This is a genomic window from Tsukamurella soli (assembly GCF_039541155.1).
Lineage (GTDB): Bacteria > Actinomycetota > Actinomycetes > Mycobacteriales > Mycobacteriaceae > Tsukamurella > Tsukamurella soli.
This window is the reverse complement of the sequence record NZ_BAABFR010000044.1, coordinates 1-22,369: the sequence shown is the minus strand read 5'-3', so window position 1 is coordinate 22,369 and position 22,369 is coordinate 1. Positions and strand designations below refer to the sequence as shown.

At 70.1% G+C, this 22,369-nt stretch carries 21 protein-coding genes; 7 read left to right on the top strand and 14 right to left on the bottom strand.

Features of this window, described 5'->3' with window-relative positions:
* Nucleotides 1-24: 24 nt before the first annotated feature.
* Nucleotides 25-771: a histidine utilization transcriptional repressor HutC gene (gene hutC / locus ABD908_RS14685; RefSeq protein WP_344997168.1), complete on the top strand. Its 747-nt coding sequence runs from the start codon at nt 25-27 to the stop codon at nt 769-771.
* Nucleotides 772-977: 206 nt separating this feature from the next.
* On the opposite strand, the gene ABD908_RS14680 is transcribed toward hutC, so the two are convergent.
* The 4 genes from ABD908_RS14680 to ABD908_RS14665 form a co-directional block, all read right to left on the bottom strand.
* Nucleotides 978-2,492 carry a VWA domain-containing protein gene (locus ABD908_RS14680; protein WP_344997165.1) on the bottom strand — a complete coding sequence of 505 codons (1,515 nt, stop codon included), beginning with the start codon at nt 2,490-2,492 and terminating at the stop codon, nt 978-980.
* Nucleotides 2,493-2,632: 140 nt separating this feature from the next.
* Entirely contained in the window at nt 2,633-2,941 is a 309-nt protein-coding gene (locus tag ABD908_RS14675) for an antitoxin (RefSeq protein ID WP_344997162.1), read from the bottom strand.
* Nucleotides 2,942-2,946: 5 nt separating this feature from the next.
* Complete coding sequence (locus tag ABD908_RS14670) at nt 2,947-4,077, bottom strand: MBL fold metallo-hydrolase (protein ID WP_344997159.1); 1,131 nt, start codon at nt 4,075-4,077, stop codon at nt 2,947-2,949.
* Nucleotides 4,077-4,811, bottom strand: a complete 735-nt coding sequence (locus ABD908_RS14665) for an enoyl-CoA hydratase (protein WP_344997157.1) — start codon at nt 4,809-4,811, stop codon at nt 4,077-4,079. The genes ABD908_RS14670 and ABD908_RS14665 overlap by 1 nt, the downstream gene beginning before the upstream one ends.
* Before the next feature lie 23 nt (nt 4,812-4,834).
* On the opposite strand from ABD908_RS14665, the gene ABD908_RS14660 reads away from it, so the two are divergent.
* Nucleotides 4,835-5,905, top strand: a complete 1,071-nt coding sequence (locus tag ABD908_RS14660) for an NAD(P)-binding domain-containing protein (protein WP_344997154.1) — start codon at nt 4,835-4,837, stop codon at nt 5,903-5,905.
* A gap of 38 nt (nt 5,906-5,943) precedes the next feature.
* On the opposite strand, the gene ABD908_RS14655 is transcribed toward ABD908_RS14660, so the two are convergent.
* On the bottom strand, nt 5,944-6,759 hold the full coding sequence (locus tag ABD908_RS14655; RefSeq protein WP_344997152.1) for an aldo/keto reductase: 816 nt from the start codon (nt 6,757-6,759) through the stop codon (nt 5,944-5,946).
* A gap of 212 nt (nt 6,760-6,971) precedes the next feature.
* Here ABD908_RS14655 and ABD908_RS14650 point away from each other — a divergent pair, with 212 nt between their 5' ends.
* Nucleotides 6,972-8,498 carry a carboxyl transferase domain-containing protein gene (locus tag ABD908_RS14650; RefSeq protein ID WP_344997149.1) on the top strand — a complete coding sequence of 509 codons (1,527 nt, stop codon included), beginning with the start codon at nt 6,972-6,974 and terminating at the stop codon, nt 8,496-8,498.
* A gap of 246 nt (nt 8,499-8,744) precedes the next feature.
* Nucleotides 8,745-9,020 (top strand): hypothetical protein, encoded by a 276-nt coding sequence (locus ABD908_RS14645; protein WP_344997147.1) that lies wholly within the window; start codon nt 8,745-8,747, stop codon nt 9,018-9,020.
* 119 nt (nt 9,021-9,139) lie between these two features.
* Here the strand turns inward: ABD908_RS14645 and ABD908_RS14640 are convergent, their stop codons facing one another.
* Nucleotides 9,140-9,448 (bottom strand): DUF3349 domain-containing protein, encoded by a 309-nt coding sequence (locus tag ABD908_RS14640; protein ID WP_344997144.1) that lies wholly within the window; start codon nt 9,446-9,448, stop codon nt 9,140-9,142.
* 281 nt (nt 9,449-9,729) lie between these two features.
* Here ABD908_RS14640 and ABD908_RS14635 point away from each other — a divergent pair, with 281 nt between their 5' ends.
* Genes ABD908_RS14635 through ABD908_RS14625 form a run of 3 tightly spaced genes read left to right on the top strand, consistent with a single transcriptional unit; the run spans nt 9,730 to nt 14,001 of the window.
* Nucleotides 9,730-10,893: an imelysin family protein gene (locus ABD908_RS14635; protein WP_344997141.1), complete on the top strand. Its 1,164-nt coding sequence runs from the start codon at nt 9,730-9,732 to the stop codon at nt 10,891-10,893.
* Nucleotides 10,890-12,059 carry a Dyp-type peroxidase gene (locus tag ABD908_RS14630; RefSeq protein WP_344997139.1) on the top strand — a complete coding sequence of 390 codons (1,170 nt, stop codon included), beginning with the start codon at nt 10,890-10,892 and terminating at the stop codon, nt 12,057-12,059. Before ABD908_RS14635 ends, ABD908_RS14630 begins: the two co-directional genes overlap by 4 nt.
* 31 nt (nt 12,060-12,090) lie before the next feature.
* Nucleotides 12,091-14,001: a phospholipase C gene (locus tag ABD908_RS14625; RefSeq protein WP_344997136.1), complete on the top strand. Its 1,911-nt coding sequence runs from the start codon at nt 12,091-12,093 to the stop codon at nt 13,999-14,001.
* Here ABD908_RS14625 and ABD908_RS14620 read toward each other — a convergent pair.
* The 8 genes from ABD908_RS14620 to ABD908_RS14585 form a co-directional block, all read right to left on the bottom strand.
* Complete coding sequence (locus ABD908_RS14620; protein WP_344997133.1) at nt 13,946-15,172, bottom strand: amidase family protein; 1,227 nt, start codon at nt 15,170-15,172, stop codon at nt 13,946-13,948. The genes ABD908_RS14625 and ABD908_RS14620 overlap by 56 nt on opposite strands.
* Nucleotides 15,169-15,975, bottom strand: coding sequence for a DUF3891 family protein (locus ABD908_RS14615; RefSeq protein WP_344997130.1), 807 nt, complete (start codon nt 15,973-15,975; stop codon nt 15,169-15,171). Before ABD908_RS14615 ends, ABD908_RS14620 begins: the two co-directional genes overlap by 4 nt.
* On the bottom strand, nt 15,972-17,054 hold the full coding sequence (locus ABD908_RS14610) for an acetamidase/formamidase family protein (RefSeq protein ID WP_344997127.1): 1,083 nt from the start codon (nt 17,052-17,054) through the stop codon (nt 15,972-15,974). The genes ABD908_RS14615 and ABD908_RS14610 overlap by 4 nt, the downstream gene beginning before the upstream one ends.
* Before the next feature lie 11 nt (nt 17,055-17,065).
* Complete coding sequence (locus ABD908_RS14605; RefSeq protein ID WP_344997124.1) at nt 17,066-17,938, bottom strand: fumarylacetoacetate hydrolase family protein; 873 nt, start codon at nt 17,936-17,938, stop codon at nt 17,066-17,068.
* Nucleotides 17,938-18,630, bottom strand: coding sequence for a cyclase family protein (locus ABD908_RS14600; protein WP_344997122.1), 693 nt, complete (start codon nt 18,628-18,630; stop codon nt 17,938-17,940). The genes ABD908_RS14605 and ABD908_RS14600 overlap by 1 nt, the downstream gene beginning before the upstream one ends.
* A 25-nt stretch (nt 18,631-18,655) precedes the next feature.
* Complete coding sequence (locus ABD908_RS14595) at nt 18,656-20,170, bottom strand: amino acid ABC transporter permease/ATP-binding protein (RefSeq protein ID WP_344997119.1); 1,515 nt, start codon at nt 20,168-20,170, stop codon at nt 18,656-18,658.
* A gap of 78 nt (nt 20,171-20,248) precedes the next feature.
* Nucleotides 20,249-21,148: an ABC transporter substrate-binding protein gene (locus ABD908_RS14590; protein ID WP_344997116.1), complete on the bottom strand. Its 900-nt coding sequence runs from the start codon at nt 21,146-21,148 to the stop codon at nt 20,249-20,251.
* Between the two features lie 151 nt (nt 21,149-21,299).
* On the bottom strand, nt 21,300-21,962 hold the full coding sequence (locus ABD908_RS14585; protein WP_344997113.1) for a GntR family transcriptional regulator: 663 nt from the start codon (nt 21,960-21,962) through the stop codon (nt 21,300-21,302).
* Nucleotides 21,963-22,369 lie beyond the last annotated feature (407 nt).

The following is a 22,369-nucleotide window of genomic DNA, read 5'->3' as shown; positions in this document are numbered from 1 at the left end:
CCGGGTCGGCGAGCAGGAGACACGATGCCGACCGATGCACTGAGCGACGCGGAGCTCGCCGAGCGGTTCGCCACCGCGGGCACGCCCGCGACACCCGCGTATGAGCGGGTGAAGACGGTGCTGCGCGCCCAGATCGACTCCGGGCGCTGGCCCGAGGGATTCCAGCTGCCGTCCGAGAACCAGCTGGTCGGTGCGCTCGGGCTGGCGCGGATGACGGTGAACCGGGCGATCCGCGACCTCGCGACCGAGGGCGTCGTCGTACGCATGCCGGGCGTCGGCACCTTCGTCGCGCCGGACAAGGCCGCCTCGCCGCTGTTCGAGGTGCGCAACATCGCCGACGAGGTGCAGCGCCGCGGGCACCGGCACCGCACCGACATCGTCTTCGCGCGCCGCGAGCCGTCGGGTGAGCCGCACGGGCTGTGGCATGGCGAGGCGTTCCACTCGTTGGTCGTGCACTACGAGGAGACCACGCCGATCCAGGTGGAGGACCGGTACGTCGACCCCGCGCTCGCCCCCGATTACCTCGCACAGGACTTCACCGCCGAGACCCCCAACAGCTACCTCAGCCGGGTCGCCCCCCTGGTCCGCGGCGAGCACGTCGTCGAGGCCCTACTCGGCAGTCCCCAGGAGTGCGAACTGCTGCAGATCCCGCCCACCGAGCCGTGCCTGATGATCAACCGGAAGACCTGGAGTGCAAGAGGATTGGTGAGCGTCGCACGCCTGGTCCACCCCGGCTCGCGCAGCCGGCTCGAGGGCGGCTTCACCACCTGAGACAGCGAGAACCACCTGCTAGGGCGATTCGCACCCGCCATCGCGAGTGGAGATCCACTTCTCAGGTGGTTCCCGCGGGCCGTCCGCGATCGATTCGAGTTGGACACATCTCGAACCGTGACCACAGCAACGGTTCTTTGCCTGACTACAGCCAGTGGAATACCCACTATCCACCCACATGAGGCATGCGCGTTCGACTGCTGCGGCTACTTCCGGGTACGGTTCGCGACGGCGGTGACGAAGTCGGCAAGCATCTGCTGTTCGCTGTCGGCGCGCAGCGCCGTGCCGTCGGTCGCGGCCGAGATCGCTTCGATCGCGTTCATGTCGGCGTCGCCGGAGATGCCGACGGTGTTGATGGTGATCGGCTTGGCGGGGTCGATGATCGCTGTGAGGCCGGCGATCAGCTGCGCCAGCGTCGTGGTGTCCGCGTCCTCGTCCGTGCCGTCGGTGAGCACGATGATCGAGTTCGAGTAGGCCGGGTCGAACTCCCGCTGCGCCTGCTTGTAGGCAGCGAGAATCGTTGTGTACAGCGCGGTTCCACCGCCGACGCGATCACGCAGCCCGTTCATCGCGTCGACCAGCGCGGTGCGCTGCGTCACGGAGCCGCGCTTCGCGGCCAGGGGCGCGACCGGCACCAACGCGTTCCACGGGGCGCCGCGGGTGCTCGACGAGAACGACCACAGCCCGATCGCGTCGGCATCCGAGATCTGCGAGACCACCCGATCGAAACCGGCGACCGCCATCCCGATCCGGGTGGTGGACCCGGACTGCTCGGCCATCGAGCCCGAGGTATCCATCACCACGAGAGTCTTCAGCGGCACGGCGACCGCGGCGAGAAGCCGCTCACCCTCCGCGAGCTTGCTCTTGTCGGGCTCGGGCAGGAGTACGACGGTGCCGACGCCACCGTCGGGCGCCGCGGTACCGTCGGCGTCGCGGAGGCCCGCCGCCTTCAGGTCCCCCGCACCCTCGCGAGAGGCGAACGCCCCGGCGAGCAGCTTCTCTGCTGTCTCCGCGCCGGTCACCCGGTCGCCCGACGCGGTGACCACGAGCGGGATCTGATTCAGGACGGTCCCGACCTGCGGCACGACCGCGGCGAGGGCCGGGTCGCCCTTCTTCGCAGCCAGGTACTGCGATTCGGGCACCACGACCACGCCGCCGGCCCGCGCGGCGGCCGACACCGGCTCGCCCTGCACCGTCGGCGCGGACTGCGCGAGGTGCACGAGTGCCGCGGTGAGAGCCTGCTGATCGGACCCCGATGTCCCCGACTCGGCGACCGCGACGATCAGCGGCGCGTCGGCGTTCGGCGCATCGACGGGGACCGCGTGCAGGTCCGACGCGCTCAACGCCTCGAGCCAGGTCGTGGGCGTCCCGGGCTTCGCGCCCGCGACGACGATCGGGGACGACGCCACCGTCGTCGCCGGCAGGTCACGACCCACCTCGGTACCGACGGTGTCGACGCGCGCCTTCGACGAGGCCAGCCACAGGTCCGGGATCGCGCCGCCGCCGGCCAGCAGGCCGGGCATCGCGGAGTCCGGGACGGTCTGGATCGTGAACGACGTACACGAGTCCGCCGCGCGTGCGGCCTCACGCTCGGCGACGTCGACCAGCGACTGGTCGGCGGCCACCGTGTACTCGCTCGGGGAGGCGCACGCGCCGCCGGAGGTGTGCAGGATCCGCCATACGCCCCCCACGAGCAACACGACCAGGACCACCCCGAGCACCGGCCACCACAGACGACGGCTCCGATTCCAGACGGCAGGTGCTCCGTACGCACTCGGATGGTGTCGGCCCATGCGGCTCCTCCTGGCTGGCGGTCTGCTGGATCAGCCTACAAACCAGGCGTGTCCCATTCGGCCGGGAATCACCCTTCGGCGGGCTTGGCACCCTCGGCCGGCGCGGGCGGCTCGGCCGGCGCTTCGCTCGCGCCCTGCTGCTCCCCCGTCGCTTCGCTCGCGCCCTGCTGCTCCCCCGTCGCTTCGCTCGCGCCCTGCTGCTCCCCCGTCGCTTCGCTCGCCCCAGCCCACTTCTTCGCGGCGTCCTGCACCTTGTCGACACCCGCCGCGTACTTGCCGCCGGTCTGCTTGTCGATGAGGTCGCCCGCCTTGTCCACCAGCGACGGGTTCTTCTCGATTGCTTCCTTGGCCTTCTCAGCAAGATTCTTGAAATCCATGGCCATCAGGCTACGGTGGTCCACCACTTCTCGCGATGCCCCGCACCCTTAGCGTGTCGCAGGACGTCGACTCGCCCGCCCGGCTTGGGGGCATATGTCTCGATGCCGGCCTCGGCCGTCGCCGCCAGCAGGCGTTCGACGGGCTCCGCCCAGTCGTGGAACGCGAGGTTGAACGTGGCCCAGTGGATCGGCACGAGCAGCGCGTCCGGCTTCGCGATCATCCGGTGGATGGCCACGGCCTCCTCGGGCGTGGTGTGCACGTCGGGCCACAGCTCGTCGTAGGCGCCGATGGGCACCAGAGTGAGGTCGAACGGCCCGAAGTGGTCACCGATCAGCTTGAAACGCTCCGTGTACCCGGTGTCACCGCCGAAGAACACCCGGTGCCGCGGGCCGACGATCGACCACGAGGCCCACTGCGTGCTGTTGCGAGACAGCCCGCGGCCCGAGAAGTGCCGGGCCTCGGTGCAGACGATCTTGAGATCGCCGATCGTGTGCGCCTGATCCCAGTCACGCTCGATGATGCGGTCATCCGGCACGCCCCACGAGCGCAGGTGCTCGCCCACACCGACGGGCACCAGGAACGGCGCGTCCTGTCCCCTCGTGAGTGCCTCGACCGTCGGCAGGTCGAGGTGGTCGTAGTGGTCGTGGCTGATCACCACGGCGTCGACCGGCGGGATCGCCTCCAGCGCGACGGGAACGGGGTGCAGCCGCGCCGGGCCGATCGTCGGCGACGGGCTGACCCGCTCACCCCACACCGGGTCCGCGAGCACGCGGTACCCGTCGACCTCGATCAGCACCGACGAGTGGCCGTACCAGGTCACCGCCAACTCCGCCGCCTGGACCGGGACGAGCGGCGCGGCCAGGGGGATCGGGCCGTGGGGCCGACCACGTCGGGATCGGACGACGAAACCGCGCACGACCTTGCCGACACCGAACCGCTCGTGCGGGGTGTCGGGGTCGGTGTTGGTGAACTGGCGCTCGGCCTTGGCACCCATCGAGCGCTTGAGTCCGGACCCGGCCCGCAGCAGCGTGACTCCCGCGGCGCCGGCCGCGGTACCCACGCCGAGGGCGGCCGCCCCCAACCCCAAGGCCGTCCGGCTCGGAACGTCGCCGAGCCGGTCTCGGATGCCGGCCATCAGCGGCCCCGGAAGACGGGGTCACGCTTCTCGATGCGGGCCACGACGGCCTCCTTCAGGTCATCGGAATCCCACACGGCGTGCAGTCGATCGGCCTCCACCGCGCTGAGCCGCTCGCGGGCGTAGTCGTTCTTGAACAGCGCCTTGTAGTTCCGCAGCGACAGCGGCGCCAGCCGGGTGAGCCCCCGCGCGAACTCGAGTGCCTCCTCGCGGTCGCCGACCAGATTGGCGAAGCCGAGGCGTTCGAGGGTCTGCGCGTCGTACTTCTTGCAGGCCATGAGGATGCTGCGGGCATGGCCGCCACCGACCAGGTTCTCGAGGCGCCGCAGCGTCCACTTGTCGATGGTGACGCCCAGCTTGGCCGCGGGGATCGCGATGCTGGCGCCGGGATCGAGCACCCGCAGGTCCGCCATCATCGCCATCTGGACGCCGGCGCCGACCGCCGGGCCGTTGAGGTCGGCGACGATGATCTGCTCGAGCCGCTCGGCCCGCGCGTAGAACCGCATCACGCTCTCCATGAAGCCCTTGTCGAGCACGGCGCCCGACCGCAGATCGGCACCCGCGCAGAATGCGCTGCCCTGGCCGCGCAGCACGATCACGAATACCCCGTCGGCCACCGCGCGGTCGAACGCCTTGTTCAGCGCGACGATGATCTCTGGATTGAGCGCATTCCGCGCGTCCGGACGCTGGAATTCGACGATCGCCAGCCTGTCCTCGAGCGTATAGCCAATCATGTGCCGCAATCTACGCTACGAGCGTGACAGCGGTCGTGGTGGTCGGGGCGGGGCAGGCGGGCCTGTCGGCGGGGTATTTCCTGCCGCGTTTCGGGGTGGACGACTACATTCTGCTGGACCACTACCCCGGCCCCGGTGGGGCGTGGAGTAGACGGTGGCCGTCGCTCACCCTCGCGGCCGCCAACCACGTTCACGACCTGCCCGGATGGGGACTGCACGAGGCGCTCGGCGAGCACTGCGACCAGGTACCGGCCGCGGACGGCGTGGCACGGTACTTCGGCGAATACGAGCGCCGGTTCGCCATTCCCGTGCGCCGCCCGGCCCACGTGTCGACGGTGACCCGCACCGGCGACGCCGATCGCCCGTACGCCGTGACCGGCATCGCGGACGGACAAGAATTCACCGTCCGTCCCGCTGCGGTTATCAATTGCACGGGCACCTGGGACCGGCCGTTCTGGCCGACGGTGCCCGGTGCCGGGTCGTTCGCCGGGCGTCAGCTGCACGCGCACGAGTACCGCGCGGCCGAGCCGTTCGCGGGCCTGACGGTGGCGGTGGTCGGCGCCGGGATCACCGCCGTCCAACTGCTCGTGGAGATCGCAGCGGTGGCCGACACCGTGTGGTTCTCGCGCCGCGAGCCCGAATGGGACGACCGACCCTTCGATCCGGACAGGGGCCGACGTGCGGTCGCACGGGTCGAGGAGCGTGTGCGGGCGGGGCTGCCGCCCGGCTCCGTCGTCTCGGTGACCGGCCTGCCGCTGACCGAGCCGATGCGCCGCGCCCGGGAAGCCGGGATCCTGGCCTGGAATCCGATGTTCCGCGCGCTGGGGCCCGACGGTGTCGTGCTCACCGACGGCACTACGCGCCACGTCGACGTCGTGCTGTGGTGCACCGGCTTCCGCTACTCGATGGACCATCTCGCACCACTCGGCCTCCGCGCACCGGGCGGCGGCATCGTCATGACCGGTCGGCTCGCCACCGAGGTGGCCGGCGAACCCCGGCTGCACCTGCTCGGCTACGGCCCGTCCGCCTCCACGATCGGCGCCAACCGCGCAGGTCGCGAGGCGGCGCGGGCGGTCGCCGAGCTGGTGGGGTGAACCGTCCGCTCCCCGGATTCTCCACCGCCGCCATACGATCAGCGCAGGTTGAACTCCGCCGGGTCCGGCCCGATGCGACCTTCGGTGGAGTCGAGCCCGCTGATCCGGGCGACCTCGTCATCGGTGAGCTCGAAGCCGAACACGTCGAAGTTCTGCGCGATCCGGGCCGGCGTCACCGACTTGGGGATCACAACGTTGCCGAGCTGCAGGTGCCAGCGCAGGATCGCCTGGGCCGGGCTCACGCCGTGTGCCTGTGCGATGGCTCCGATCGTCGGATCCGAGAGCACCTGCCCCTGCCCGAGCGGCGACCACGCCTCGGTCGCGATGCCGACCTCCCTATGGAACGCGCGCAACGCGGTCTGCGTGAACCGCGGGTGCAGCTCGATCTGGTGCACGGCGGGGACCTCGCCGGTCTCGGCGATCAGCCGCTTCAGGTTGGGGAGCGTGAAGTTGCTGACGCCGATGGACTTCGCGCGGCCGCCGTCGCGGATCGCCTGGAATGCCTTGAAGGTCTCCACGAACAGATCCGCCTCGGGTACCTGCCAGTGGATGAGATAGAGGTCCACGTAGTCGGTGCCGAGCCGCTCCAGTGAGGCGTCGAACGCCTTCAGAGTCTGGTCGTAGCCCTGTTCGGAGTTCCACAGCTTGGTCGTGAGGTAGACGTCCCCGCGGGCGACGCCGGACGCGGCGATCGCGCGCCCGGTCCCGCCCTCGTTGCCGTATATCGCAGCGGTGTCGATACTGCGGTAGCCGACGCGCAGCGCCTCCGCCACCGACGCCTCGGCCTGGTCGTCAGGCACCTGCCATACGCCGAAGCCGAGCTGCGGGATCGTGGTGCCGTTGTTCAGTGTCACGTTCGGAACAGTCACGACCATCTGCAACCCGCGGTCACCCGGACATGTTCCCCCGAACGCACGCCGAGCAGAATCGGGGCGGGAGCAACAATCCGCGAGCTGTCGCCGGTCGGGGGCGAGCCGGTCCACGTGTCGTGGGGCGCCTCACCGCACGTTCTGACGGTGCGCTCTATCCGGGCCCGACGGCCACCGGCCGTGGCTAGCCTGTAGCCATGTCGACGCCGGCCCATGTACTCATCGACGCGGTCCTGGACCGGGGGACGTTCGTATTCTGGGACGCGCCGCCGCTGGACGTGCATCCGTCGCCCGACTACGCCGCCAGCCTCGCGCGGGCGCGGGAACGGTCGGGGCTCGACGAGGCGGTGGTCACCGGTGAGGGGCGCATCCGCGGCCGGCGCGTCGCCCTGATCGCGTGCGAGTTCGACTTCCTCGGCGGCTCGGTCGGCGTCGCGGCGGCCGAACGCGTGGTGACCGCCGTCGAGCGCGCCACCGCGCTGCGGCTGCCGCTGCTCGCGACCACCGCGTCGGGTGGCACCCGGATGCAGGAGGGCACCGTCGCCTTCCTCCAGATGGTCAAGATCACCATCGCCGTCACCCGGCACAAGGCCGCCGGGCTGCCCTACCTGGTCTACCTGCGAAACCCCACGATGGGCGGGGTCTTCGCGTCGTGGGGTTCCCTCGGGCACATCACGGCCGCGGAGCCCGGCGCCACCGTCGGGTTCCTGGGGCCCCGCGTGTTCGAGCAGCTGTACGGCGAGCCCTTCCCGGCCGGCGTGCAGACCGCAGAGAACCTCTTCGCGCACGGGCTCATCGACGGTGTCGTGCCCGTCCGGTTCCTACGTCTGCTCGCCCACCGCGCGCTGATAGTGATGATGGGCGAGCAGGCCGCCGATCCCCTCGCCCCGCAGGTCAGCAGCGACGAGCTGGCCGCCGCGCCCGCGGACGTGTCGGCATGGGACGCCGTGACCGCGAGCCGGAACCCGCGGCGCCCCGGCGTGCGGCTCGTGCTGCGGCAGAGCGCCACCGACAACGTCCCGCTCAGCGGCACCGGTCAGGGCGAGAACGACGACTCGCTCCTGCTGACGCTGGCACGGATCCGGGGGTACCCGTGCGTCATCGTCGGGCAGGCGGGGAACGGGCCCGCCGCACTGCTCGAACCCGCCGCGCTGCGGCTCGCGCAGCGCGGCATGCGCCTCGCGGAGGAGTTGCGGCTGCCGCTCGTGCTCGCGATCGACACGTGGGGCGCAGCTCTCTCTCGCGAAGCGGAGGAGGGTGGCCTCGCGGGCGAGATCGCGCGGTGTCTGGCCGAGCTGGTGAACCTCACGGTGCCGACGATCTCAGTGCTGCTCGGCCAGGGCACGGGCGGCGGGGCGCTCGCGATGCTGCCCGCCGACCGGGTGCTGTGCGCGCAGCACGGGTGGCTGGCCCCACTGCCGCCGGAGGGCGCGAGCGCTGTGGTGTTCCGCTCCGCCGACCATGCCGCCGAGATGGCCGAGTGGCAGGGCATCAGCTCGGCCGATCTGTATCGCGACGGCATCGTCGACCGGGTGATCCCCGAGCGGCCGGATGCCACCGCGGAACCCGACGAGTTCGCCAACCGGGTGGGCCTCGCGATCAGCGAGGCGCTCGCCGAACTGTCGCTGATTCCCAGCGACGTACGGATGGCGCAGCGAATGGACCGGTACCGCCGGCTCGGGGTGCCCGATCCCGACGGCAGGCACGTCCAGCCCCATTCATAGGATTCGTGTTAGTCGTGTTAAGTCGGAATCGATGAAATATTTCTTTCGCAAATCACATGTCTCTTGCCCAGCCACGTCTATCGAGGAAACCCGCAGGTAGCGGCGTTGTCCGCACACAGCGGCAGCGCTGGGCGCCGCCCGATGTGGGCGTTCCCCACGCCGACGGTTGTCCTTGGCCGGGAGATTCCCGGGCGGGGCGCACCGGTCCAGGTAACGGGCACGGAGAACTTCTGCGATCCCTAGGGCATGAAGAGAACATTGCTTTTGGCGATAGGTGTGATCGGTTTGTCGTTGGTGCTGTTCACGATCGGTGACACGGCGGCCGACGCGGCGACGCTGCATCCGCAGTTCTGCGGCCCGGGATATTGGCATCCCGGCTGGTGGGGTCCGGGCTACTGGGCCTGGGGTTGGTGGCACCCGGGTTGGTGGCACCCCGGCTACTGGAGCAGCGGCTGGTGTGGCGGCGGCTGGGGCGGCGGCTGGCACCACGGCTGGGGCGGAGGTTGGCACCGCGGCTGGTGACCGCGTCCGGTTGCCCGCGTCACCGGCGGCCGTGACCAGGTCGCCCGAACCACCCTTGCGGATCGCCACCGAACCCGTCCGGTTCGGTGGCGATACTCGTTCTCCTGCAGGGCGTCCCGCTAGGTGGTGAACCCCGTGAGCGGCCAACCGCCGGCGGCGAGTCGGGCCGCGATCCGCCGGGTGTCGTCTGTGCCGGGTTCGGCGTGGGTGACCTTCGCGATGGCCTCTTCGATCTGCTGCCGGTCTACGGAGCCCTCTGGTCGCGCGGCGAGGAGGTGGCCGATGACCTGGTTCTGTTCCTCGTCGGTGAGCGTCCGCTCGAGGAGGGCCAGCAGGGGGAAGTAGTCCTTCGGCGGGATGCCGTCGGGGTAGCTGGCCCGCAGCCACCCGAGAACCTGGGACAGGACGGGCTTGTCGGATCTGCTCACGCTTGTCTCCTTGGCTGGATCGGTATCGGTCGGTCGCCTGCTGGAAGCCGGGAGCGGGGCGCCGATCATCATACGCGGTGGACCACCAGAGTCCCACCGCCTGATCGAGATGATCCGCGACGAACTCGACGTCCCGACCTCGGCCGGAGCGCCCTGCCGCCGCCGTGGCGGCGACCGGCGTGCACCCCCCGCAGCCCCCGCCGTGAACATTCGGTGAACCCCTGCCCACTAGACCCTTGCACCGACCGGTTTGCCGGAATCTCCGGGGATAGGTTCACGTCGTGTCCGTCCCAGCCCGATGGATCGCCCCGACCGCCTTCACGACCGCCGCGCTGATCGCGGTGGCCGGCGTCGTCGTGTACGCGCTGCCGAACCAGACACGTACCGTGCCCGGCCGCACCCTGGACGGACTCCCCGTCACTGCAGTCGATGCCGGGATCGGCGGATGCGCACGGCCACCGAGCGAGGTCACCGGCGGCGCACAGGTGTTCGCCGTGACCAACCGCACGACCCACGCGCTCGAGATCACCGTCGCCGGCGCCGCCGGAACCGTCTACGCAGAGCTGGAGGGGGTGGGACCCGGCTCGACCCGGCAGATGCAGGTGAGCCTGGCCCGCGGCGTCTACCACTTCGCGTGTTACTTCACCGACGTTCCCGCCGTATCCGGCGGCGTCTTCGCGGTCACCGGCGGTACCGCCCCGGCGACCCGCGGTGTCGCGCCGCTCTCGACACAGGACCTCACTCCCGTGACCCTGCAGTACCAGGCGTGGATCGCGAGCCGCCTCCCCGCGTTGCAGGCGGCGGTCCGCGCGCTGGCGGCGGCGCCCGATGTCACGGCACAACGCAGCGCCTGGCTCGCTGCGCATCACCTGTACGAGACGCTCGGCGCCGCGTACGACGCCTTCGGCGACTGGGATACGAAGATCAACGACCCCGGGCCGCCGGCGCCGACGTCGGGCTTCCACGCCATCGAAGCTGCGCTGTGGGGCCCACAGCCGACGGTGCCGGCGGACCTGGAACGGCAGCTGCAGACAGATGTCGACGGTCTCACGGCCGACTTCCCGAACATCGCCGTCGATCCGCTGCAGATCGGCCTACGCGCACACGAGATCACGGAGAACACCATCGAATTCACCCTCACGGGCGCCGACGACCTCGGTTCGCACGCGTCGCTGGACACCGCCCTGGCGAACCTGGAGGGCACCCGCCGGCTGTTGGACCTGCTGACACCGCTGCTGAGCACCCGGTACCCGCGGCTGGGCGCCACCCGAAGCGCCCTCGACCAGACGGTCACCGTCGTCACAGCGATGGCGACGAAGTACCCGGGCCGGGCCGTCTCCTCCTTCTCGCAGGCGGATCGCGAGCGGCTGAACGCCTCGTTCGGCGGCCTCGTCGAGCTGCTCGCCCCGATCGCCGCCATCACCGATGTGCGGAGGACGAATTGAGCCCGGCTGGTCGTCGGAACTTCCTGCGTGGTGCGGCTTTCGGTGCCGCGGGGCTGGGTGCCGCGGTCGTCGCCGCGGGCTGCGACCGCACGGAATCGGCACCGCCGGCGCCGGCGGCCGAGCGTGCCGTGGAGGCGACCCAGGCGTTCGCCAGCTACGTCGCGCTGGACCTGCAGACCGGGACTCCCGCCGAGACCGACGATCTGTTGCGCACCCTCGCGGCACAGATCGGCCGGCTGTGCCGCGGGTATGTGCCACCCGCTGTGGGGATCTCGGCGCCGCCCAGCGACTCGGGCACGCTGGGCGGCGTGGTACCGAGCGACGGGCTGGTGGTGAACATCGGCTACGGTGCGAGCTTCTTCGACCATGCGCACGCGGACCGGAGACCCAAGGGGATCAAGGCGATGCGCGAGTTCCCGGACGACCGGCTGCAGCGCGACGAGTGCGACGGTGACATGCTGCTGGAGATCCGCGCCGACCAGCAGGACGTGGTGGTGCACGCCCTGCGCGAGCTGACGCGCGTCACCCGCGGCGGCCTCGCCGTGCGGTGGCGGCAGGACGGCGTGCGGCCGTCGCCCCGTCCGGACGGCGCGCCGCGCAACCACTTCGGATTCAAAGACGGCACCTCCAACCCCACCGGCGCCGACTTCGACTCGCTCGTGTGGATCGACGAGCCGACCCAGCCGTGGACTCGGGGCGGCACATTCGTCGTGGTCCGGCTCATCCGGATGCTCACCGAGTTCTGGGATCGGGTCTCGATCTCGGAGCAGGAGAACATGTTCGGGAGGGTGCGCACGACGGGGGCCCCGCTCGACGGTGACGTCGAGACCGACGTGCCGCAGTACGCGGCCGACCCGACCGGCGACGTGATCCCGCTGACCGCGCATATGCGGCTGGCCAATCCGCGCACGCCCGGCACCGACCGCTCGCGCATCTTCCGCCGCGCCTACAACTACGTCGGCGGCATGGACTCCAACGGGAATCTCGATCTGGGACTGGTGTTCACCTGCCTGCAGCGCGACATCGCGGGACAGTTCGAGGCGACGCAGGACCGCCTCGAGGGCGAACCGCTGGTCGATTACATCGCCCCGTTCGGCGGTGGCTACTTCTATCTCCCACCCCGCGACGCGGGGACGGGCGTCTCGACGACAGGAGGAATCTTGTGACCGACGTTCTCTGGCTTCGCGGGGCGCGTTCATGACCCCCGGGGCGTTCGGGCGGCGTACGCGGCTCTCCTTCCGAATCGGCTACTTCCGAATCGGCGACGCCACCCGGGGCCTGGCCGCACTCGCAGGGGTCGCCGCGCTGACACTCGGGGCGGGTGCGCTCGGCGCCCCCGCGTCCGCCGCTCCGGGCGACACCGCGACCCCCATCAAGCACCTGGTCGTGCTCTTCGACGAGAACATCTCGTTCGACCACTACTTCGGCACGTACCCGGTGGCCGCCAACACCGCCGGCGAGACGCTGCAGGGCTCCGGCGCTGCGGCGCCCGCGTTCCATGCCGCGCCCGAAACCCCCACGGACATCGATACCTTCACCCATGCCGGCCTCGCCGGCGACAGGAACCCGAACCAGTACAAACCGTTCCGCTTCACGCCCGGACAGGCGGTGACCTGCGACCAGAACCACAGTTACGACGCCGAGCAGGCGGCCGCGAACAACGGGGCGATGAACGAGTTCGTCCAGTTCACCACCAAGGACAAGTGCGCGTCGTCCGGGCCGAACATGTACGAGCACCCCGGCTCCGTGATGGGGTACTACGACGGCAACACCGTTGCCGCGATGTGGAACTACGCCCAGCACTACACGCTGAGCGACGACTACTGGACCACGGTGTTCGGGCCCTCGAGTCCCGGCGCGCTGGACCTGGTGTCCGGCGACACCCACGGCGTCGAATCGTACGACCCGAAGACCGGGAGGAAGACCGCCACGCCCGACTCGTACGTGGTGGGCGCGCCGGACGCCGACGGCGTCGGCACCGTCTACCAGGACCCGGACCCGCTCTACGACGACTGCTCCGACACGAATCACACCGCCGACGAGGCACTGGCGGCGCTGCGCGGCAAGAACATCGGCGACCTGCTCAACGAGCAGAGCGTCAGCTGGGGCTGGTTCCAGGGCGGCTTCCGCCCGAGCACCCCGGCCTCGGGATCCGCGGTGGCACAGTGCAACACCACGCACACCAACGTGGCGGGCAATGCGGTGATCGACTACAGCCCGCACCACAATCCGTTCTCGTTCTACAAGTCCACGTCGAACGAGCACCACGTGCCTCCAGCCGGCGTGGCCGAGGTGGGGCACGCGGGCCCGGCAAACCACAACTACGACCTCACCGACTTCGACGCCGCACTGACGGCCGGGGATCTGCCCGCGGTGAGCTTCCTCAAGGCCGGTGAGTACCAGGACGGGCACGCCTCGTACTCGGATCCGCTGGACGAGCAGACGTTCGTCACCACGTATGTCAACAAGCTCCAGCAGTCCAAGGACTGGGGCTCGACGGCCGTCGTGATCGCATACGACGACTCCGACGGGTGGTACGACCACGCTAAGCCGACCATCCTGTCCGGCAGCAAGAACCCGAAGCTGGACAAGGGGATCTGCACGTCGGCCGCCGCGGCGCCGATCGCCGGCGACCAGCTGCGCTGCGGCCCCGGCACCCGCGAGCCGCTGCTGCTCATCTCGCCGTATGCACGAGCGAACGTCGTGAACCACACGCCGATCGAGCAGGCGTCGATCACGAGGTTCATCGAGGACAACTGGCACACCGGCCGGATCGACGGCTCGGCAGACGCGCGGGCCGGAAAGCTGGACTCGCTGTTCGACTTCGCCGCGCCGCGCACCGACAGGCTCTGGCTCGACCAGGTGACCGGCGCCGTGCTCGCCGCCGCGCCACCCGCGGACCAGGGGGCACAGGCCGCCGCGGTGGCTTCTGCATCCGCCACCGCCGCACCGGCTTCCGGCGCGCCGGCATCCCCCGCGCGCGCGAGCGGATCGTCGAGCAGCAGCTCGACGGGGTGGATCTGGGCCGTGGTCGTGGTGGTCGTGCTCGTCCTCATCGCGATCGGCGTGTGGGCGCTACGCGCCCGACGCGCGGGTGGGGAGAAGTAGCCACCCATCCGACCAGGTGTCTGGCGAGCGTTATGAGCGCTTGTTCGGCGCCGGGTGGGCCGACGAGGCACAACCCCACCGGCCCGTCCGGCGTCCGAATGCAGGGCACGGACAGCGCGGGCAGCCCGCCGATCGACGCCACCGTCGTCAGGCGCAGGGTGGCGACCCGGTCGCGCTCGGCATCGTCGGCGGCCGGCGCCGCACCGGGTGCCGTGGGCATCACGAGCACCGTGGACCGCACCAGGTCACGGAGGCGGGCTCGCGCCCTTCCGACCGAATCTGCCGCAGCGGCAGCGTCATCCACCCTGATCCCGGCGGCGATCCGGACGCGACCGGCGACGTCCGGCCCCAGGCGGGGCCGCACCTCGGTGATCCATCGCCCGTGCGCCCGCCAGAACTCGGCGGCCTGCAGCGTCCTGAAGCGCTCGACCCACGCGCCGCCGCCGACCGCGCGGGTCACGTCGATCTCACCCGTGATGCGCGGCCCCAGCCCGCGCTGGGCGGCACCCAGCAGCGCGCTCGCCACCGTCGGGACGCAGAGCGCGAACAGATCGGCCGCCACCACGACGGGCAGGTCCGCGTGGTCGCGGCGCGGCGGCGTCTCGACCAGCACGCCGGTCGCCCGCGCGAGGGTCGGCAGGTCCCGGCACAGCACGCCGACGGTATCGAACGACGGGGCGAGCGGCACCACCCCCGTCGCATCGACTGCGCCCCAGGTGGGTCGCATCCCGAACAGCCCGCAGTAGCTGGCGGGCACCCGGATCGAGCCGCCGGTATCGGTGCCGAGACCCACGTCGGCGAGCCCGGCCGCTACCGCGGCCGCGGGCCCGCTCGACGAACCTCCGACGACCCGGCCCGGTGCCGCCGGGTTGTCGGCCGCGCCGTAGTGGGCGTTGACTCCGGTGAGGCTGTAGGCGAACTCGTCGGTGTGGGCCTTACCGACGACGGTGGCTCCGGCCGAGCGCAGCAGCGCGACCGACGCCGCATCCACGCTCGCGGGGGCCCGGCCGTGCGCCCAATCGGGGTTACCCGCGCCGGTCACCATGCCGGCCACGTCGATGTTGTCCTTCACCGCCACCGTCAGGCCGTCGAGCACGCCCGAGCAGGTCGGCGGGACCGCGCCCCGCACGATGTAGGGGTCGAGCGGCACCGTCGTCCCCCGGTCCGTCATCCCCTGACCGCGGTGCACTCGAGGACGATGAGCGGCGCTGCCGCGAGCGCTGCGAGGAACTCCTCGGGATCGCGGTACGGTCGGTCCGCGATCCTGCGGGCCGCCACGGGCAACTCGACCCTGTCGTTCACGAACGGGTACGGGTCCAAGGCCAGTTCGAATCGGCCGGCCGCGGTGCAGCGCAACGACCGTCGGGCTCCGGGCAGCGGACCGATCACCCCGTCGCTCGCGTGCCGCAGGGCGAACTGCAGCGAGATCCGGTCCCACACCTGCAGGGTGAGGTAATCGTCCATCACGCCGCGGTGATGATGGGGCGCGCGCAGCGCACGGTGCCCGGTGGCCTCCTCGTACAGGCGGTGTTGGAGGGCCGCCATATCGTCGAGGAACTCGTCGACGAGACGCCGTTCGACCGGGTCGAGTGCCTGCTCACCGATCTCCTCGAGGCGGTACGTGCCGTACCGGTCGTTGTACAGTCCGGCACCGTGCATGCTCACCAGCAGTCCCGCCCACGGGTCGATCTGCGCGGCGCGCTCGATGCCCGCGCGGTAGGCGGCGAGGTGCTCGCGGGGCCGGACGTCGTAGAACTGGACGGGTTGTCCCGTCGCCTCGTCGAGGGTCGGATGCCGCTCCCATACCGCCCAGCCGTCGTCGTGGTGCGTGGCGGCGAGGTGCGTCGCGTGCCGGTGCTGCGAAAGCTCGGGAACGTCGTCGCTGCCCCACTGGCGCGCGATGATCCCCGTCTGTACCCCGTGATCGGGCTGCAAGACCACCAGGAGCATGCCGTCGTATCTGCTGATGATCATCCCGCCACCTCTGGCGCGAGCGGCGCGACATCGGCGATGCGGATGCGGCAGTGCACTCCCTGCACCTGGTCGACCACCTGACTCACCTCGAAGTCGGCGGCCGCGCTCAGATACGCCAGACCCACCGCCGGGGGCACGGCGTACCGCTGTTCGAGGAGCGTGAGCGCGTTGCGGGTACAGGCTCGCATGGCCTCGTCCAGGTCACGGTCGAGTCCGGTCACGATGTGCTGCACCGTATCTCGACCCCAGGGCGAGGTGAGCCGGGCCGCCAGCGACCGGGCGGCGGCATCGCGATGCAGGGTGAGACGCAGCTGTGCGCGCAGCGGAGCCTCGAAGGCGGTGAGTGCCACCTCGCCGTCGCCCTGCGCGAAATGCGGGTCGCCGACGTAGAAGAGCGCGCCGGGCACCTGGACGGGTAGGAACAGCCGGCTACCCGTGCCGAAGAGGTTCACGTCGAGGTTGCCGCCGTGCCGCCCCGGCGGAATCGAGTTGTGCGGCCGATCCCCCGCCGGCGCCACGCCCATGATGCCGAGGAAGGGATTGAGCGGGAACCGGATGTCTCGTCCATCGCCGAGCGGCAGGCGCCCGGTGTCGCCGTCGGCGAAGGCGATGAGGCTCACCACGTCCCGGCCGTCGAGCGGGTACTCGCCGGGTAGAGCGCCGCGCCCATGGCGGTTGCTGATCACGCCGTACGGAGCCCGCTGGTACAGCGGCCCGACCTCGACCTCGAGTACGTCGCCCGGCTCGGCCCCGTCCACCGCGACGGGTCCGGTGATCACATGCGGTCCCTGCACGCCCGGGTCGTGGATCCGGCCGGATTCGGCGAGTGCCACCACATCGGGAAGCACTCCCGCGGTGGAGATCCCGGCGGCGCCGAAGAACGCGGCGGGGTCGCGCCCCTGGTCGGCCAGCAGGCCCTCGTGACTGATCGTATCCACGCATACGGTCTCGCCCGACCGGACGGTCAGGCGGGGAGCCGTCGCAGCGGTCGGCAGCAGTCCCCACGCGACATGCGTCGGGTCACTGGGCAGGTAGTGGTCGGTGTCCGGCAGGTCGCGGCCGAGAAGGAGCAGAGACATGCGATCGGTCCTCACAGTGCCGTGGTGGGTATCAGGGTGACGAGTTGTGTGCCCAGTCCGGTGATCTCGGATTCGAGACGGTTGCCGGGTCGCAGGTAGCGCGGCGGCGTGCGGTAGTGGCCGACGCCGCCGGGGCTGCCGGTGAAGACCAGGTCACCGGCGGTGAGCCGCACCCGCTGCGACAGCTCCGCGATCAGGCGCGTCGCTCCGACGCGCATGCTCGCGGTCGAGTCGCGCTGCATGAGCTCTCCGTCGATGCGGCAGCTCAAGGTGAGGTCGTCGAGCGCACCGAGTTCGTCGAGCGTCGACAGCCACGGACCGGTCGGGGCGAACCCGGGATACGACTTGCTGAGGCCGAACTGCGGCCAGGGCCGGACGAACTGGCTTGCCCGGTCGGTGAGGTCCTGGCCCACCATCGCACCGGCGACGACGTCTGCCACCCGGTCCTCGGTGATCCGGTAGGCGTCCGTGCCGAGGACCAGCACGAGCTCGACCTCCCAGTCGACGGTGTCCGTCGGGAGTTCGACGGTGGCGAACGCCCCGGCCAGGCTCGTGGGGAACTTCGTGAACACCGGCGGGATCGCGTCGTCGGGTGCGCCCGCCTCGGACGAGCGCTCGCCGTAGTTCAAGCCCACCGCGAAGATCTGTCGGGGGTCGGGCACGGGAGGACCGAAAGCGGGTCCGGGACAAAGGATCCGGTCCGGCGTCCGGTCGGCACCGTCGGCCCACGCCCGGAATGCGGCCCAGTCGCCGTACAGGGCCTGGGGGTCCGGGCCGAATCGCCCTCCGCTACGCCGGGCGACGTCGATCACACCCACCTCGCCGAGCTGCTGCCCCGGAACAACGAGCACCGACCTACCCGACAGGTTCGCGATCCGCATCATCAGCCTTCTGCCATCAGCAGCGCGACGGGGCGGACCGGGCTGGCCGTGCCCCCACGCATCGGCAGCGGCAGCACGACGAACAGGAACTCGCGCCCGACCAGCCTGCCGAGATTGTTGAGCTGCTGCACCATCGGCACCCCGCCGCAGAGGAACGCCGTGTGGGTCGGCTCCCACCACTGCTGCGGGTCGTCGATCGCGATGAGGTCGGTGCAGAACAGGCTGATCCCGCGGTCCACCAGCCACTGCGCCGTCTCGGCCGGGACGTGCGGGCGTTCGGTGAAGAAATCCGATGTCCCCCACCGCACATCCTGTCCGGTCCGGAGGACGACCGCGGTGCCCGGCCCGATGGTCCGCTCACTGGCCGCCTCGGCGGCCAGCAGATCGTCGACGGTGATCGGCTCGTGCGGCCCGCGATGACACACGTCCAGGAGGTGGCCCGGCAGGACCAGCCGGTCGAGCGGCACCTGCTCGACCGACTCGCCGTCCGGATCGAAGTGCGAGGGCGCATCGAAGTGCGTGCCCGTATGCTCGCTGAGCAGCATCATCTTGTTGTGCAGTCCCCGCCGCCCATCGCTCACGCGGCGGGTGCTCGCGAACGTGTCCACGGACCAGAACTCCGTGACCTCCGCTGCGTGGCACGGCATTCCCGTGTACAGCTCATGGCCGAGGTCGACGATATCGTCGAAGAACAACTCGTACTCCTAGGGTGTGATGCGGCTAGCCGCCGACGGACGTGAGGGACCGCAGGAAGTGTCGTGTCTGCGGCTCCCGGGGGTTGTCGAGGATCTCCTGCGGAGTGCCCTGCTCGACGATCCGGCCCTCGTGGATGAACACCACCCGGTCGGCGACCTCGCGGGCGAAGCGGATCTCGTGGGTGACGACCAGCATCGTCATCCCGTCCGCGGCGAGACGGCGCATGACGGTGAGCACCTCGCCCACCAACTCAGGGTCGAGGGCGCTGGTGGGCTCGTCGAACAACATCAACTCGGGATCGGTGGCAAGCGCCCGCGCGATGGCCACGCGTTGCTTCTGGCCGCCGGACAGCTGGTGTGGCAGCTTGTCCGCGTGCTCCCGCAGGCCGACGGCACCCAACAACTGCAGGGCCCTCGCCTGTGCCCGGTCCTGATCGCTCCCCGCCACGTACAGCGGACCGGACATGACATTGCGCAGCACCGTCATGTGCGGGAACAGGTTGAAGTGCTGGAACACCATCCCGACCCGCGCCTCGACCCGGGCGCGGGCCAGCCGCGCCGGCGACCGGTCCGGGACGCCGTTGTTCGAGTAGCCGATGTGCCGGCCATTGACGGTGATCGCGCCCTCGTCGACGCTCTCGAGGTGGTTGACCAATCGCAGTAGCGTGCTCTTCCCACTGCCGCTCGAGCCGAGCACCGCGACCACCTCGCCGCGGCACACGGTCAGGTCCAGCCCGCGGAGCACGGGCCGGTCCCCGTACGCCTTCGTGACACCGTCGCAGACGAGGACCCGTCGATCCGAGCGGACCTCGGGTACCGCCGCCGTGGCGAGCAGGTTCGCCTCGTCACCGTCGGGCTCCGCCACAGCCGAGTCCCGCGACGGTTGCTGCGCGCGGTCGAGACTCGCGCGCCGCTCGAGCACCGTCTGCGTGCCGGACACCGCCGACGTGAGGATCAGATACATCAGCCCGGACGCCACGAACACCGGGAAGTACACGAACGCCTGCGACGACAGGAACTGGCTGCGCTGGGTGAGTTCGGCCACCGAGATGACGGAGGCGAGGGACGTGCTCTTGATGAGGTTGATGAATTCGTTGCCGAGGCTCGGGATGATCGCCCGAAGCGCCAACGGCATCACCACGCGCCGACGGGTGGTCCACGGCGGCATCCCGAGCGCCTGCGCCGCGAGCAACTGGTCCCGGTCGACGGCCAGGATGCCACCGCGGATGATCTCCGCGAAGAATGCGGCCTCGTTCAGCGTGAAACCGATGATCGCCGTGGGGATCGGCGGGATCACCACCCCCAGTGACGGCAGCGCGTCGAACAACAGGAGCAGTTGCAGCAGCACCGGGGTCCCGCGCACGAGCCAGATGTAAACGGCGACCGCCCACCGCACCGGCGCGAACGGCAACGAGCGGGCCTCGGCGAGCAGGAACCCGAGGACCACGGCCCCGACCAGCGAGGCCGCCGCCACTTCGAGAGTGACGAGGGCACCACGCCACAGGTACGGCAGCGCGAGGTAGTGCAGGTATTCGTTCATGGTTCTCCCAGCAGGGATTCGGGGACCCCGGCGCGGCGATCGCCGCGCCGGACACCCGGATGTCGGGGCAGGGTCATGTCAGGGCAGCGTCACCGCCGCCGACTGGTTGCCCGGGTCCTGCTTCCACTTCACGAACAGGCCCTTCTCCGTTCCCGCGTCCTGTACCGCCTTGGTCGCGGCGAGGACCGCCGCGCGCACCTCGGTGGACGACTTCGGTAGGGCGATCCCGATCGCGGAACGGAACTCCGGAATCGGCGCGGTACCGGACAGCTGCGCCGGGAACTTCTGCACCGTCTGTGCGACCACGCTCACCGGATCGATCGTGGCGTCGCTGCGGCCGGTGATCACGGCCTGTACGCACCCGTTGAAGTCGGTGTACGTCTGCACCTCGATCGGCTTCTTACCTGCGGCGACGCACGCATCGCTCTGCTGCTGCGCGGCGCCGGCCTGCACCGTACCCGGGAACACCGCGACGGAGTTCCCGCACAGCGCGGCGACGTCGGTGATGTTCTTGGGGTTGCCGTGCTTGACGAGCAAAGCCTCCTGATCCTGCTGGTATACAACGAAGTCGACCTGCTGGGCGCGCGCCGGTGAGGCGATCAGGTTGCTGATCACCATGTCCAGCCGACCTGCCTGCAGAGACGGGACCAGGTTCTGGAAGTCCGACTTCACGAACGAGTAGGTGAAGCCCGCACACTCACTGATCGCGTTCATCAGGTCGACGTCGAAGCCCACGATCTTGTCCGGATCGTTGGCGTCGGGGGACTCGTACCCGGGGATCGTCGGCGAGTTCCCGACCTTGTACTTCTTGCCCACCACGGTCGGATTGGCCTGCTGCGCAGCCTGACAGGCCGCCGAGACGGCACCCGCCGACGACTGTGCCTGGGACGACTGTGCGCCGCCACAGGCGGCGACCGACGAGCCGGCCGCCAGGGTGAGAACGACCATCGCGCCGAGGCGCCGGTATCGAAGCGTCATGGGATTCCGTCACTTTCGCCCGGGCCACCGGGCAGGTCGTGCCCCCGATTCGGATCCGGGGAACTCACGCCTCATGTATACAATCTGCGTGTAACGGAACGGGGTCACAATGTATACAAAATGTTACGGACCGGCCGACTACTCTGCCCGACTACGGCGCGCTCGGCGTCGTGTCGGTCACGCGGTGCCGGTACGCGGCCGTCGCCGCGTTGATGTGATCGCGCATCATCTCGGAGGCGCGGTCCCGGTCGCCGCGCGACAGCGCGCTGACGATCAGACGGTGCTCCGCCCAGGAATCGGCCGCCCGCCGCGGCAGCTCGACGGAGTAGACCCATGCGATCTTGTGCTGGAGGAGCTCGATCATCCGCTCGAGGCTGGCGTTTCCCGACAGGTGCGCGACCGCGAGATGGAACTCGTTGTTCATCTTGGGCAGCTCTGCGAGGTCGCCCGCAGCGATCGCGGCGTATCCGCGATCCACGATCTGATCCAGATCACGGATATCGCCGTCGCCGCAGCGCAATGCGGCTCGGCCGGTGGCGATCGGTTCCAGCGCAGCACGGATCTCCAGCAGGTCCTCTGCCTCGTCCGGACCGATCTCCGCGACGAACGACCCGATATTGGGACGGGCCACGACGAATCCGTCGGCATCGAGTGCGCGCAGGGCCTCGCGAATGGGGATGCGCGAGACCGAATAGTCCTGCGCCAGTAGTTCCTCCGTGAGTCGTACGCCCGGAGCGAACTCACCACTGATGAGCCGGTCGCGGATCAGTGACGTGAGCTCGTGCTGAGGGATGCGTTTACCAGATCGACCCACGTCCGCTCCCCTGCTCCGATGATCGCAATCGCCCACAGACGTCCGCTCGTCCCGAAGCGACCAGTTCAGCGTCCTATTGTATGCGACAGTTCGCGACGTGGCTCGCCGCAGACGTCGGCAGTGTCGCGACGGCGGACGCCGGCATGCAATCCCCGCGCCCCGCTCCAGCGATCTGGGTCAAGCTCCTCACGCCCTCTCTGCGGACGCGGCCCACCCCGCGGAGACACCGGCCGAACGGACCTCACCGCGGCCGAGCGCTTCGGTATCTCTTACCAATTTGGGCTCTCCTGACGCATCTGTGGGTGGCCGGGCGCGCCTGAACGAGCGCACGCCGTTCTCCGCCTAGGTTTCTGAGCTGTCGAGGAACAGGAACCAGGTGTCGAGGAGAACGGCGTGCGGGATGTCAG